The organism is Sellimonas intestinalis (assembly GCF_001280875.1).
In the GTDB taxonomy this organism is placed as follows: Bacteria; Bacillota; Clostridia; order Lachnospirales; family Lachnospiraceae; genus Sellimonas; species Sellimonas intestinalis.
The window spans coordinates 617,150-630,597 of record NZ_LGAJ01000003.1 but is presented as its reverse complement, the minus strand read 5'-3'; the positions used below and the strand labels follow the sequence as shown (position 1 = coordinate 630,597).

The following is a 13,448-nucleotide window of genomic DNA, read 5'->3' as shown; positions in this document are numbered from 1 at the left end:
AAGAAACTCCTTCTGTCGACAGAAGGAGTTTCTCTGAAATCTTCAGGATTTTTCCCTCAGTATAACGGCTTTCGATGCGCTTCTACGGCGTTCGTCACTTAATTTGGCATAATGCTTTTTCGTCGTATTCACATCGGCGTGTCCAAGTACGTCCGCCACAAGATAGATATCCCCGGTTTCCCGATAGAGGGCAGTACCATAAGTACTACGAAGCTTATGTGGAGTGATAGTTTTTACCGAGACAGCAGAACAATATTTCTTTACCATTTTTTCCACCGCATCTACGCTGATTCTTTTTTTCTGGCCAGAGAGGAAGAGTGCATCCTCGTGACCAGAGAGTGGAGTGATGCCATTTCTTTGCAGCTCCAGGTAGTCAGTGAGCGCTCGCTCCACCTCCTCACCAAAATAGACGATCATCTCATTTCCTCCTTTACGGATGATTCGGATACCATTGTTTTTAAAATCTACGTCCTGGATATTCAGTCCCACTAACTCAGATACACGAACACCTGTTCCGAGCAGGAGAGTGACAATGGCGATATCCCGGTATTTCTGTTTCTGATAGTGAAAAAGTTTCACACCAGTCAGATAATTTCCATAATTTTCCATATAGTCAAGGAGCGCAGCCACCTCGTCGGTATCTAACTGAATGATCGCTTTTTCTTTGATTTTTGGCATGTCTACGAGACGGACCGGATTAGTTGTCAAAAGTTCCCGTTTACATAGATAATCGTAAAAACTCCGAAGACATGACATTTTACGGGCAATTCCGATCCGGGAATTGGTCTCGATGCGTTGATCCGGCGTCCGATAGGCCTTGAGATATTCCTCAAACTCTTCAAAATCAACAGGCTTTAACATAGAAAGGTCCGAAAGGGAAATCTCAGAAAGAGGTTTATCCGAAAGCGCGGGATTGGTTTCTTTGAGAAAACGGAAAAATACTCGCAGATCATAAGCATAGGATAACCTGGTTTTATCCGATGTGGTCGTTTCCTTGGCGCGAAAATATTCCTTTACATAAGGAGGAAGTTCCTGAAGAAATTCCCTGAGCTTTACAGTGTTTTCAATCTTGACCTGTTCACGGTAAGAAGCAGGATTTGCCATAATAGATACCTCCATATTTTTATTAGACGGTTCAGGATTTCCCAACCTCCGGTTTCTGAGAGTAGTCTAACACAAAAATCGGGGAAAAGCTATACTTTTTCGGATAAATCTGTATTTGTCCGCTAAATTATTTCCGGATAGATCAGGACGTGCTTCTTTCACAAAAACACGTCCGCCCTAAAATTCCTGATTTTGAAGGTAAAAATTTTAAGTAAATTTGTATCATCTTGTTAGCATTTATTGTTCTTCGTGAATTCCAAGTACTTCGTCTACCGGAACGGAAAAGATGATACCGTGTGCTTCGGACTGAAGCCCGCAGACGGAGCTGATTTCCTGCATGATATGGGATTTCTTTTTCTTTGGAACAATAATCATAACAAAATCCTGCTCCTCTTGCATGGAAATTCCGAGAAACTGTACAACTGCCTCGCTGCCTCTTCGGCGTCCCCGAATGACGGAGCCTCCGTTCGCTCCTGCCTTTACCGCTGTGTCGATGACATCGTCGCTGAATCCTTCCCGAACCGCCACGATAATCATAGCATAGCATGTTTCCTGCATCATTTGCTGAACCTTCCTTTCTAAATGTGCTTTTGCGATCTTCTCCTGCTCTTCACTGAGGAGACTAAGCATACTTGCCTGAATCCCTGTGATCGGGAGCGTCAGCGCAATTCCCTTTCCACGCTTCCGGATCTCGAACATGTTCTCCAAAAGGATGAAAAGTTCGCCTATCTCCGGCTTTGGAACGAGTGCCGCTGTAATCACTCTCGTACTGCCCTCCAGTCCGCAGATATCAAGAATTTCAGTATTTGCGGTCCCTTGAGCACGGAACTGATAGTAAATGGGCTGCTCTGCTTCGGTAAAGAGCTGGTGGATCTGTTTGTCCGTACCGGTATCTGTGATGATCAGAAGCAGGCGAAGTGCAAATAAATGTGGTCTCATACTTCTTCATCCTCCAATTCGATAATAGTATCTTCCAGAGCCGGTTTTGGTATTCCGGAAGATTTTTTCAGTTTGTGTTCGTACACAAGGCCCATGATCTGTATAGCGATCAATGGTGCAAGTGCGACTAAAGCGACAACTCCAAAGGCATCTGTCACGACATTGCCACCAAGCGCCGTACAGGCTCCCATCGTCAGAGGAAGAAGAAAGGTGGATGTCATAGGCCCGCTTGCAACTCCTCCGGAGTCAAAGGCGATTCCAACAAGAATCGGCTGCACACGATAACTCATGCCAAGAGCGAGCAGATATCCTGGAATCAGAATCCAGTAGATAGGGATTCCGGTCAGGACACGGAACATCGCGAGTCCTACTGCTCCTGCTACTCCAACGGAGAGACAAAGATTCATCTGCTCCTTTGTCACCATGCCGTCTGTGATGTCTTCTACCTGATGGTTTAAAATCTGTACGGCAGGCTCTGCCTTTACAATATAATAACCGATCAGAAGTCCTACGGGAATCAGAAGCCATTGATAGGAGCTGGAAACCATCTGCTCTCCCAGCAGATTTCCTACTGGGGCGAATCCGATATTGACGCCGACAAGAAATAGAACCAGTCCTGCGATGGTATAGAGAAATCCGACACACATCCGAAGAAGCTGCCTTCTGTGATATTTTCTGGTTTTAATTTGAAACAGCATGAAAACGGCAAGTATTGGTAGCATACTGATGAGAACCTCTTCTGTGTATTGTGGAAATGCACGGATGAACTGATCCAGCACGTCCTTTGTTGTTTCCACATCTGGGATTGTGACGGATGTATAGACCGCATCGGTTGGATGGTAAAAAATGCCAAGAAGCAGCACCATAAGAATTGGTCCGATACTGCTGAGGGCAATCAATCCGAAACTGTCGTTTGCACTGTCCTTGTCACTTCGGGATGAGGATAAACCGATTCCGAGAGCCATAATAAACGGTACGGTCATCGGTCCTGTCGTCACGCCTCCGGAATCAAAGGCCACGGCGAGAAACTCACTCGGTGTGGCAAGAGCCACAAGGAACAGAACAACATACATCAGTGTCAGAAGACGTGACAGACTGACTTTGAACAAGATTCTAAGTACTGCAGCAACGAGGAAACATCCGACCCCTATTGCTACAGTCAGCACAAGCACCTGATTCGGAATCGATGCTACCTGATTAGCAAGGACTTGTAGATCCGGCTCTGATATCGTGATCAGAACGCCCATCAGGAAGCATCCTCCTATGATAAAAAGAAGATTTCGCTTTTTCATCAGTTGGCCTCCGATTCCCTGTCCCAACTGGGTCATGGAGATATCAGCGCCAAGCTGAAAGAAACCCATCCCGAAGATCAGGAAAAGCGCACCTGCAAGGAAGAGGGTGAACGCTCCCACTTCCATCGGGATCAGTACAATACTCAAAAGCAGCACGATGATTGTGATCGGCAGAACGCTTGAGAGAGATTCTCTGACTTTTTCTCTGAGTTTTTCCATCCGGTCACCTTCCTTTCTGATCTGTATCAAACAATCCTGCTGCTCTTTTGTGCGGTTTCCCGCCGGAAATGAACCAGCCCAGTACGATTAAGTGCAACCATGATGGCTGGAATCAGAATCAGTTGAACGATGATGCCCGGAATCGCATTGAGAAATGCGCCTGCAAGGAACATTTGCCAGGTGAAAGAGCTGCCCGTCACTCCCAGGAGAATTACTTCCACAATCCCCCATATGACTCTTCCGGCTATCATGGAAACAATTAATGAACGGTACAGAGCGATAATACACTGCCAGCGCGACTTTTCATAAAGAAAACCTGAGAAAAAGCCGTAAGCAGCAAGCTCAAAGGACATAGCAATACCCGTTGGAAAAAGAACCGGCATCCCGAACAGTGCATATCGCAGTAAAGGGAGGACAAATCCTACGATGGCGCCGTACCGCCATCCACAGATCAGTCCACACAGAATCACGGGAATATGCATTGGAAGCAGCATGTTTCCGAACTGCGGGATCTGTCCCGTCAGAAATGGAAGTACAAGACCCAGTGCGATAAACATCGCAGACCAGGTCAGTTTCTTTGTTGTTTCTTTCATTGTTCTTCTAACCTCTTTTCTTGTTTCATATTTTGAAGAGCCTCATACTCTTCTCGCAAAATGCTGTATACAGCCAGATCCACAATGCCCTGATTGTTTCTTCCGCCCTGCCGTAGTGTCCCTTCATAGGTCATATGGCATTTCTCCATAACTTTACCGGATGCCGGATTGTTGATATCATGGCAAGCTTCCACACGATTGAGGTGTACTTCCTCAAAAAAGAAACGGATAACGCCCCAAAGTGCTTCTGACATGATACCCTGATTCCACCAGTCTCGACCCAGACAGTAACCGATGGAGACGGTTTCTGTCTCCTCGTCGATTTTTACAGCGCTGATTGTCCCGATGGGAGTGCCGGGGTCATCCTTTCGAGTGATCCCCCACTGGTAGAAATCCGGTTTCAGATAGGACTCAATCCACTCCAGAAGAATCTGTCTGGTAATATCGGGATTGATGTGTGCAGGCCAGGTAAGAAACCGAGTGACATACGGATCTTTTGCCCAGTTTTCGTAGACGGCGTAAACATCGTTCATCGTGAAACGACCCAGATAAAGTCTCCCTGTTTCGATTGGGCAAGTACCCTTTTGTTCCATTCCTTAATCCCCCTTTTCTTTCTTCACATAAACTGTGATAAACTATGATTATTATATCATATTTGCATAGACGCTTTTTCTAAAAATTTTATAAATATCGCCTTTTGTGTTTCTATTGTGTCCTTTTTCAGTCTAAACTGGTTTGACATCGTCCGGAAAACATGTTATTTTATAATCGTTAGCACTCGACAAGCGTGCTGGCTAATAAGGAGGGGTTTATGATTGTAAGACCAATGTTTAATCTGGTATTACTTCCAGATGTTAATTATTATTTCAAAAATGATTTCCTAAAAGACTGGAGTCTGTTTCCGATAGAAGAAAAAGAAGAGATTCTATTTCTCGTATTGAGGGAAAATAAGCCGAGGGCTGAATTGCAACCGGATGACTTCTATCCTGTCGGAGTGTCTGCGAAGATCGAGACAGTCGAGGAGGACGGCAATCTTCGGATCCATACGCTGGAGCGAGTGAATGTATCCTGCATTGAGATCCATGACGGCTATATAGAAGCAAAAGCATGTGTTCGCGCCGGGGTGAATGATCTTCCGCAGGAAGAGGCGTCAGAACGGTTCGGGAAGCTTCAGAAGATACTTTTACAGTTTGTTCAGCGATATCAGTGGGGGATGTGGGCGAGAAGCTATATTCTCCAGTGGACGACTCTTTCAGAGGCAGTCTGTACGCTAACCGAATATCTCAGTCTGTCTCCGGATGAGAAATATCAAATTCTTGCGGCAGATTCTGAAAAAGAGCGCTTCGATCTCATGGAACATGCAATCATGGAACTGGTGGAAGTCACTAAGGTCTCTGATGAAGCACAGACAGCGCAGAAAGATAATCAGGAGCTGATCTATCGGGAGGCTGCCATCAAAAAGCAGATTGGCTATCTTCAACAGGAGCTGGATGAAATGCATCCGGAGAATATTTCAGACGTTCAGATGTTTGAAAAGAAAATCGCTGAGTCCGGGATGAATGAGACTGCAGAAAAAGAAGCGATGAAAGTACTTGGCAGGATGCGTCAGGAAGGTCAGGACGGACACGAATACGGGATGCTCTACGACTATTTGGACTTTGTCACCTCTCTTTCTTGGAAAGAGCCAAAGCCCTCTTCCATTGATCTTGAGGAGGCTGCCAGGATTCTCGATGAAGATCACTATGGACTGAAGAAAATCAAGGAGCGGATTATCCAGCAGATTGCTGTGATGGCACTGAACAAAAAGCAGTCCGGTTCCATTTTACTCTTTACCGGTGCTCCGGGAACAGGCAAGACGAGTATTGGGCAGAGTATCGCTAAGGCACTTGGAAGAGCCTACGCCAGAATCAGTCTGGGAGGAATTCGGGATGAAGCTGAGATACGAGGTCACAGAAGAACCTATATTGGCGCCATGCCGGGACGGATTATGGAAGGAATTAAGCGCAGCGGTACATCCAATCCTGTTGTTGTCCTTGATGAGGTCGATAAGCTTACCCGGGATTACAATGGAGATCCGGCAAGCGCCCTTCTGGAAGTGCTGGATCCGGAACAGAATCATACTTTTACAGATCATTACCTGAATGTACCTTATGATCTGTCCAAAGTCTTCTTTGTTTGCACGGCGAATACGACGGATACGATTCCAGAGCCACTTCTGAACCGAATGGAGGTCATTTCCTTTAACGGCTACACAGAGGTGGAAAAGCTTCAGATTGCACGAAGGCATTTGATTCCGAAGGCTATGGATGCTATGGGGATCCCGGAGAAGCAGCTTGATATCAAGGAGGAGGCTCTCAGAAAGATCATCACCGACTACACGATGGAGTCTGGCGTGCGGGGACTGAAAAAGCAGATCGATGCCTTATGCAGAGCACTGGCGGTTCGTCTGGTGCAGCAGCCTGCAAAACGCCTGACTGTTAGAGAGGCTGATCTTCATGCCCTGCTTGGAAGGAAACAGCTCCATCACGATATGCGGCTTACAGAGGCAGATCCCGGGATTGTGACTGGGCTTGCATGGACGAGTGCAGGCGGTGAGATTCTCTATATCGAGAGCCGACTGATGAAAGGTGAGGGAAAAGTTACGATTACAGGACAGCTTGGTGATGTGATGAAAGAGTCTGTCCAGATTGCCATCAGCCTTGTCAAAATATACTATCCGGATGAGACGAAGGTGTTGGAGGATCACGATTTACATATTCATATTCCGGCAGGAGCAATTCCAAAAGATGGTCCCTCTGCAGGCATCACTCTGGTTACGGCTCTTGCTTCTCTCGTAAAAGAAAAGGTGGTGCCGACAGAATATGCCATGACTGGGGAAGTCTCCCTTCGCGGCTATGTACTTCCGATTGGCGGACTGACGGAGAAGCTGATGGCGGCACAGAGAGCAGGCATCGAGAAAGTGTTGATTCCAGAAGAGAATGTGGAGGATCTGGAGGATGTACCAGAGGAAGTAAAGGAAAAGCTCACGATCGTTCCGGTGAAAAGGATCAGGGATGTACTTGATCTTTTGATTGGAAAATAGAAACGATAGCAGAAGCTTTGGCGAAAGGGCCAAAGAAAAGGGAAACAGGCTGACAGCACAATTATCTGTCAGCCTGTTTTTGTGCTGAGATAAGAAGCATCATAGGGCGACGCATCTCGTCTTTCATACCCGGCAGATCCATCATGTCTTCCGGCGGCATCGGCTCGATCACGTCCAGAATCGAAAAGCCGTTTTGGAGCAGGATCTGGAGATAGGTAGTCAGTGTGCGATGATATTTGGTGACGTGCTCTCCTAAAAAAACCGCATCCCGCTTTCCCTCATAATAATAATGATCCACTGGGAAATGGAGGATCTCTCCGTCGGCTCCATAGTACCAGTCCTGGTTCCCATAGGCGGTAAATACCGGATGCTCCACGGAGAACACGAACTGTCCGTCTTTGACAAGCCATGTGGAGATTTTCTGGATCAAAGATTCATAGTCCTCGATATAGTGGAGGGCGAGGGAGCTGAGGATGACGTCAAAGGATGCATCAGCAAAGTCCAGATCCTCCATTGCCGCCAAATGGTAGGTAATCTGAGGATGGCTGTTTTTCCGAATGGCCGTACGGATCATTTTTTCTGAGATATCCGTTCCAAGTACAGTAACCGCTCCATGCTCGGCAGCATAACTACAGTGCCATCCATAACCGCACCCTAAATCCAGCACCCTCTTTCCGGCAAAACCCGGAAGCAGCTTTTGAAATTCTCTCCATTCTCCCGCCCCATTTAATCCTTTCTTGGATCGAAGCATTTCGCCGTACTTAGCAAAGAATACCGAATTGTCGTAAGGATTTTCCTTCATGTGCGCCTCCTTCTATTTTCTTTCCTCTGGATTATAACCAAGCAGAAGAGAAAAGTCAATTACCAAGCGCGTCAGGAAGGGAAGATCTGGTTTCTGTCTAAAAAATAGTCGCAGAATGGAAGAATCTATGATATACTATCAAACCAGACAGAAAACAGACAAGTTTTTCTTACTTATGGAGTATAGATAGATAGAAAGGAGATGGTTCATTCACATGAAGCAGGAACGTCATTTAGGAACAATGAAAAAGAATCTTGGGCTCGCCACCGCCACATCAACTGTTGTGGGTTGTGTGATCGGATCGGGAGTCTTTTTTAAGCCACAGGCAATTTTCACTGCGACAGGAGGGACTCCAGGACTTGGGATTCTGGCGTGGCTAATCGCGGGTATGATCAGCATTGCGGGCGCACTCACCTTTTCGGAGGTTGCCATACTGATTCCGGAGACCGGAGGAATCCCGACTTATATCACCAGAATATATGGACCGAAGCTTGGATTTCTGGCAGGCTGGTCACAGATGGTCCTCTTCTATCCTGCTATGGTCTCTGCTCTGGCTGTAGCCTTCGCACAACAGGCGGCACTGTTCATAGGGGAGACATTCACCGTACCACTGGCGATCCTGGTCATCTTTTTTATCGTCTTTTTGAATACGTTGGGTTCTAAGATCGGAGGCAGTATCCAGATTATCTTTACTGTCTGTAAGATGATCCCGCTGATCCTGCTGATTGTTTTTGGATTCTGGAAGGGAACAGGAAACTATCCGGTTTTCTCTCCAATGATCGGAGAAGGGCTTAATCCGGTAGTTGTGCTCGGACAGCTTCTCGTGGCCGTGCTTTTTGCCTTTGAAGGATGGACTGCGGTAGGCGCTATTGCAGGCGAATTGAAGAAGCCGGAACGGGATCTTCCGGTTGCGATTATTGGTGGTGTGTCTATCATTACAGCGGTATACTGCATTGTTAATGTAGCCTATCTCCAGGTGCTCCCGGCCTCTGAACTTGCTTCTCTTTCCGCTCCGGCCTCGGCGGTGGCCATTGCGCTCTTTGGGGAAGTGGGAGGACGGATCGTATCTGTAGGAATTATGATCTCCGTATTCGGTGCCTGCAATGGATTCATCTTTTCCGGCTCCCGTGTAACCTACTTTCTGGCAGATAGAGGAAGTCTCCCAGGAAGTGAAGCGCTTGTCAGACTGAATAAGAGTCAAGTGCCGCCAAACAGTATCTTCCTGGTAGGGACGATTGCTGCAGTGCTGTCACTCACCGGACAGTTCAATCTACTTACTGATTTGGCAGTTTTTTCAAGCTGGACATTCTATACACTGACCTTTATCGGGGTCATCAAATACCGGATTGAGCGACCGGACCTCAAGCGCGCCTACCGTGTCCCGTTCTATCCGATCGTCCCGCTGGTAGCGATTACCGGGGGGCTCTACATTATCATCAATCAGCTTTTCCTCTCCGGGATGCGCGCTTGGTTGATGTCAGTGGGAAGTATCCTCTTGACATTGGTAGGTTTACCGATATACCATTTGGCGCGCCGGAGACGCTAGATCTGGGTGAACCGGGCGCTCTTCGAGAGACAAAGAGACCATCTGCACCGGGTATGGAATGCAGATGGTCTGTAGGTAACATCCTATTTGTATTCGGTATCATAATAGGTAATAATTAATGACTGCCCCGGAATCAAGCCGCTCGATTTCATATCATTAAGCTTTCTGATTTCGCTGATATATACCCGATCAGATGAAACAGAAGGCTCATTGTATTTTTCCGCCAGACTATGAAGTGTGTCTCCTGATTTCACTTCAATGTTCTTATAATATTTGAAATAGGAAGGTGCATCCTTCCGGCTCTCTCTGGCGCTGGAGAGAAAACTCCCAAGGGTAAATGAGGTAATGGCTACAAGCAGGAGAAGAAAGAGGAATAGAAATCTTCTCTTTCTTGCGGCCCGTCTCCTCTTCTGTTCGTATCTCTTTGACTGCGCCTTTCTAGATAATCCGGTATGAACCGTAGCTGTATATCCCTGCATCATCTCACTCCTCCTCTATTAAAAGTAGAATGTGTTTCTCTTTCGAAAAGTGTATCCGGTTTCTGAAAAAGTATTCACTAATACTGCGAACATTTGTTCTTTCTGAAACCAAGTATAACGTACAAACATATGTTTGTCAATTATTTTTAACAAAAAAAGAGAAAGAATAGGAACAAACGTTCTGAAGAGCAGGAGGACAAAAGGAAACAGCGAAACTATCGTTTAACGATAAATTTTTGAAAATGGATTATTGTTTCATTGAACTTCTTATGTTGAGGACCAACCGGACACTTTAGAAGTATATTCATTTTACCGGTTGGAAACCGGTAAAATGAAAACAGCGGGACCCTGGTGATCCCGCTTCTGTAGTCTTACTGACTTAAATCCTCTTTTCTTTTGTTTATGATTCCTTCTAACCTTGTAATCAGATCCAGATCATCAATCTGATCAATATAGTGTGCGAACAAGGAGGGATTATGTAAAATTTTATTCAAATCCGTCTCGATGGAATTCGTATAATCTTCTTTTGTGATCAGTGTTTTATATCGTCTTGACAGTACGGTACCGCTGTAAACGATGTCGGCCACCTCAATATAATTCTTCTTTACCAGACTTCTGAGTGCGGCCTGTACTGTATTTACATTCAAATCCTCTCTTGCCTTTACAATCTCAGATGCGATCATCGGCTCATCAGCTTCCCATAACACATCCATTACCTCAAGTTGCCTTTTTTTTAATTCACCCAACCTTACCACTCCTTACATAAAATGATTTCTATGAACATCCTATCATATTTCTTTGATATTTCAAATATATTTTTCGAAAATATTGTAAATTTTTTGTGTACTTTTTGATTTATTCGTGTGAAACAGACTGGTATTCCCTTATTTTTCTATTTTATTGGAAAAATAAGTATTTTTTTCATTTTTTATCGAACATATTTTCTAAACATTTGTTTGCCTTTTGTAGTTTCCTGTGATAAAATAGAAAAAAAGGCTGGGGTCGCACAGAGACCTTGGGAAACAGGAGGACATCACATGGGAAACGGAACGATTACAGAAAAGCAATCCGAGATTCTTGAATATATAAAGGCACAGATTTTAGAGAGAGGATTTCCACCGGCTGTCCGGGAGATCTGTGAAGCAGTGCATCTGAAGTCTACTTCTTCTGTTCACTCACACCTTGAGACATTGGAGAAGAATGGATACATCCGCCGGGATCCGACGAAGCCACGTGCCATCGAGATTCTGGACGATGCGTTTAATCTTACGAGACGGGAAATGGCTCAGGTTCCGATCGTCGGTCGCGTAGCCGCAGGTGAGCCGCTTCTGGCAGAACAGAATATTGAGGATTACTTCCCGATTCCTGTGGAGCGTCTTCCGAATAATCAGACGTTTCTTTTACAGGTAAAGGGAGAGAGCATGATTAATGCGGGAATTTTAAATGGAGACTATATCCTCGTGGAGCAAACACCATCAGCAAGCAACGGTGAGGTTGTTGTTGCTCTTGTGGAGGATGGAGCAACGGTAAAGCGTTTTTTCAAAGAGAACGGTCACTATCGGTTACAGCCGGAGAATGATACGATGGATCCAATCATTGTAGACGAGGTAACTATTGTTGGAAAGATGATCGGACTGCTGCGTTTCATGCGCTAGGCAATATTAAGGCATTTTAAAAGGCTGCAAACCATTCACATGGTTTTACAGCCTTTTCATATTGACGACAGCTTATAAACCCGGAGTGTGCCTTTTGGCACTTCTGGCGGTGAAGTTATATTTTCATCGTCTGTTTTGGAAATCTCTGTCGTTTAGTCCTCCAGCTCCCCGGCAGAGATCATCTTCCCATCCTTCCAGATACGCTCCAGATCATAGAAAAGACGGTTCTCTTTGTCGAATACATGGACAATGATATCACCATAATCAAGCAAAACCCAGGTTCCAAGACCATAACCTTCTCTTTGTTTTAGGATGAAGCCTTCTTTGGCAAGCTCCTCCTCTACGTTATCCACAAGCGCCTGCACCTGACTGTTGCTGGTTCCGTTTGCTATGATAAAATAATCTGCAAGAACACTGATCTCTGAGATATCAATCACCTGGATATCTTCGCCCTTTTTACTGTCCAGTGCATGGTAGGCGATGGACGCCATTTTTTTTGATAGTTCCAATACGTGACTCATCCGTATCCTCCTTTATTGTTCTTCTTTCTTTAATTCCTGTTGATAGTATCGATAGGTTTTTTCTGTCATCGGATCCAGTGTCAAATTCCGTGTCTGGAGATAGGAAAGCGTATCTTTCAGAATCAGGTAAAGGCACTCATCAATATCCTGAAACGCCAGTTTTCGAAGCTCCGGCAAATGTGGGGCATCCTTTCTCCCCGGTTCGATATAATCCGCAATAAACAAAATCTTGTCTGGCATTGTCATATGCGGTTTTCCTGTTGTATGACAATGGATCGCGCTTAGAATCATCTGATCTTTGATATGGTACTTTTCTGCTGCGATATAGGCTCCAAGCTTTGCGTGAAGGAGGCTTGGATTCGCATATTCACTCTCCGTGATGTGGATATGATACTTCTTGCAGAGACGGATCTTTTTCTTCGGTGGTATACATTTGGCGCAGTCATGCAGAAGTCCTGCAATCATGGCATCATTGACATCCTCACCATAGCACATTGCCAGGGAGGCGCTTGTATACATCACACCAAGAGTATGTTCGTATCGATCCTGATCCAGATATTCTTTTACTTTTTTTCGTATCTTATGAATTGCGTTGCTCAACTTCTATATCCTCCCTGTACAGATGATGGTTATAAATATAAGAAGCCACACTGGGCGGAACAAGATGGTGGATGTCCTCTCCTCTTTTTACCATCTCACGGATTTTGCTGGATGACACTTCAAAAACCGGGGCGCGTGAAAACAGGATCACTGTTTTATACCGTTCCTTCAGATGACGGATCTGAGATTCCAATGCATCATCTGTCTCCCGATGTTCCCGCTTGGCGGCGATCATAGTGCAGGATCGTAAGAAACGCTCCGGATGCTTCCAGGTTTCAACCTGAAAAAGAGAGTCCGCACCGATAATATAATAAAATGTGCGTTCAGGGCAGGCTTCTCTTAGATGCTCCATCGTCCCGTAGGAATAAGATACCGTTCGCTTTTCTGCTTCGTATGTCTGGAGGAAAAAGCGGGGGATGCCCTCGATCGCGAGCTTTACCATGGCAAGACGATCTCCTGTCCGGATTCCGGTCTGCTCCGGCCGCTTGTGAGGAGGATTTCCGTTTGGCATAAACCAGATTTCATCCAGTCCGAATTCCTCCATTACATGTTCGGCGAGAATGAGATGACCATTATGAATAGGATTAAAGGTTCCTCCCATGATTCCTGTTTTCAT

At 45.6% G+C, this 13,448-nt stretch carries 14 protein-coding genes; 3 read left to right on the top strand and 11 right to left on the bottom strand.

Annotated features, from left to right (window positions below):
* Window positions 1–42: 42 nt before the first annotated feature.
* From AOA56_RS04005 to AOA56_RS03985, 5 genes are all read right to left on the bottom strand, one after another.
* Window positions 43–1,104 carry a tyrosine-type recombinase/integrase gene (locus AOA56_RS04005; protein ID WP_053769003.1) on the bottom strand — a complete coding sequence of 354 codons (1,062 nt, stop codon included), beginning with the start codon at window positions 1,102–1,104 and terminating at the stop codon, window positions 43–45.
* Window positions 1,105–1,341: 237 nt separating this feature from the next.
* A complete protein-coding gene (locus tag AOA56_RS04000) occupies window positions 1,342–2,043 on the bottom strand; it encodes a P-II family nitrogen regulator (RefSeq protein WP_053769002.1) in 702 nt (233 codons plus the stop codon).
* Window positions 2,040–3,554: a DUF1538 domain-containing protein gene (locus tag AOA56_RS03995; RefSeq protein WP_024732545.1), complete on the bottom strand. Its 1,515-nt coding sequence runs from the start codon at window positions 3,552–3,554 to the stop codon at window positions 2,040–2,042. Before AOA56_RS03995 ends, AOA56_RS04000 begins: the two co-directional genes overlap by 4 nt.
* Window positions 3,555–3,580: 26 nt before the next feature.
* Window positions 3,581–4,147, bottom strand: coding sequence for an ECF transporter S component (locus AOA56_RS03990; protein WP_024732546.1), 567 nt, complete (start codon window positions 4,145–4,147; stop codon window positions 3,581–3,583).
* Window positions 4,144–4,740 (bottom strand): GNAT family N-acetyltransferase, encoded by a 597-nt coding sequence (locus tag AOA56_RS03985; RefSeq protein WP_053769001.1) that lies wholly within the window; start codon window positions 4,738–4,740, stop codon window positions 4,144–4,146. The genes AOA56_RS03990 and AOA56_RS03985 overlap by 4 nt, the downstream gene beginning before the upstream one ends.
* Before the next feature lie 218 nt (window positions 4,741–4,958).
* On the opposite strand from AOA56_RS03985, the gene lon reads away from it, so the two are divergent.
* The gene (lon, locus tag AOA56_RS03980) at window positions 4,959–7,229 is read left to right on the top strand and encodes an endopeptidase La (RefSeq protein WP_024732548.1); all 2,271 of its coding nucleotides are present in this window, start codon (window positions 4,959–4,961) and stop codon (window positions 7,227–7,229) included.
* Between the two features lie 61 nt (window positions 7,230–7,290).
* Here lon and AOA56_RS03975 read toward each other — a convergent pair whose 3' ends face one another.
* Window positions 7,291–8,031, bottom strand: a complete 741-nt coding sequence (locus AOA56_RS03975) for a class I SAM-dependent methyltransferase (protein ID WP_024732549.1) — start codon at window positions 8,029–8,031, stop codon at window positions 7,291–7,293.
* 214 nt (window positions 8,032–8,245) lie between these two features.
* On the opposite strand from AOA56_RS03975, the gene AOA56_RS03970 reads away from it, so the two are divergent.
* Complete coding sequence (locus tag AOA56_RS03970; protein WP_053769000.1) at window positions 8,246–9,577, top strand: APC family permease; 1,332 nt, start codon at window positions 8,246–8,248, stop codon at window positions 9,575–9,577.
* 83 nt (window positions 9,578–9,660) lie between these two features.
* Here AOA56_RS03970 and AOA56_RS03965 read toward each other — a convergent pair whose 3' ends face one another.
* Both AOA56_RS03965 and AOA56_RS03960 read right to left on the bottom strand, forming a co-directional pair.
* Window positions 9,661–10,059, bottom strand: coding sequence for a LysM peptidoglycan-binding domain-containing protein (locus AOA56_RS03965; protein ID WP_053768999.1), 399 nt, complete (start codon window positions 10,057–10,059; stop codon window positions 9,661–9,663).
* Between the two features lie 368 nt (window positions 10,060–10,427).
* On the bottom strand, window positions 10,428–10,802 hold the full coding sequence (locus AOA56_RS03960; RefSeq protein ID WP_051411869.1) for a BlaI/MecI/CopY family transcriptional regulator: 375 nt from the start codon (window positions 10,800–10,802) through the stop codon (window positions 10,428–10,430).
* A gap of 291 nt (window positions 10,803–11,093) precedes the next feature.
* Here AOA56_RS03960 and lexA point away from each other — a divergent pair, with 291 nt between their 5' ends.
* Complete coding sequence (gene lexA / locus AOA56_RS03955; RefSeq protein ID WP_024732553.1) at window positions 11,094–11,711, top strand: transcriptional repressor LexA; 618 nt, start codon at window positions 11,094–11,096, stop codon at window positions 11,709–11,711.
* A gap of 152 nt (window positions 11,712–11,863) precedes the next feature.
* On the opposite strand, the gene rsfS is transcribed toward lexA, so the two are convergent.
* Genes rsfS through nadD form a run of 3 tightly spaced genes read right to left on the bottom strand, consistent with a single transcriptional unit; the run spans window position 11,864 to window position 13,448 of the window.
* Window positions 11,864–12,220, bottom strand: coding sequence for a ribosome silencing factor (gene rsfS, locus AOA56_RS03950; protein ID WP_024732554.1), 357 nt, complete (start codon window positions 12,218–12,220; stop codon window positions 11,864–11,866).
* Window positions 12,221–12,244: 24 nt separating this feature from the next.
* Window positions 12,245–12,832, bottom strand: a complete 588-nt coding sequence (gene yqeK / locus AOA56_RS03945) for a bis(5'-nucleosyl)-tetraphosphatase (symmetrical) YqeK (protein WP_053768998.1) — start codon at window positions 12,830–12,832, stop codon at window positions 12,245–12,247.
* Entirely contained in the window at window positions 12,813–13,448 is a 636-nt protein-coding gene (gene nadD / locus AOA56_RS03940; RefSeq protein ID WP_053768997.1) for a nicotinate-nucleotide adenylyltransferase, read from the bottom strand. The genes yqeK and nadD overlap by 20 nt, the downstream gene beginning before the upstream one ends.

Bases quoted from the DNA above. Each gene is read 5' to 3' on its own strand.
- AOA56_RS04005 (WP_053769003.1), bottom strand. From the start codon at position 1,104: ATGGCAAATCCTGCTTCTTACCGTGAACAGGTCAAGATTGAAAACACT.
- AOA56_RS04000 (WP_053769002.1), bottom strand. From the start codon at position 2,043: ATGAGACCACATTTATTTGCACTTCGCCTGCTTCTGATCATCACAGAT.
- AOA56_RS03995 (WP_024732545.1), bottom strand. From the start codon at position 3,554: ATGGAAAAACTCAGAGAAAAAGTCAGAGAATCTCTCTCAAGCGTTCTG.
- AOA56_RS03990 (WP_024732546.1), bottom strand. From the start codon at position 4,147: ATGAAAGAAACAACAAAGAAACTGACCTGGTCTGCGATGTTTATCGCA.
- AOA56_RS03985 (WP_053769001.1), bottom strand. From the start codon at position 4,740: ATGGAACAAAAGGGTACTTGCCCAATCGAAACAGGGAGACTTTATCTG.
- lon (WP_024732548.1), top strand. From the start codon at position 4,959: ATGATTGTAAGACCAATGTTTAATCTGGTATTACTTCCAGATGTTAAT.
- AOA56_RS03975 (WP_024732549.1), bottom strand. From the start codon at position 8,031: ATGAAGGAAAATCCTTACGACAATTCGGTATTCTTTGCTAAGTACGGC.
- AOA56_RS03970 (WP_053769000.1), top strand. From the start codon at position 8,246: ATGAAGCAGGAACGTCATTTAGGAACAATGAAAAAGAATCTTGGGCTC.
- AOA56_RS03965 (WP_053768999.1), bottom strand. From the start codon at position 10,059: ATGATGCAGGGATATACAGCTACGGTTCATACCGGATTATCTAGAAAG.
- lexA (WP_024732553.1), top strand. From the start codon at position 11,094: ATGGGAAACGGAACGATTACAGAAAAGCAATCCGAGATTCTTGAATAT.
- nadD (WP_053768997.1), bottom strand. From the start codon at position 13,448: ATGAAAACAGGAATCATGGGAGGAACCTTTAATCCTATTCATAATGGT.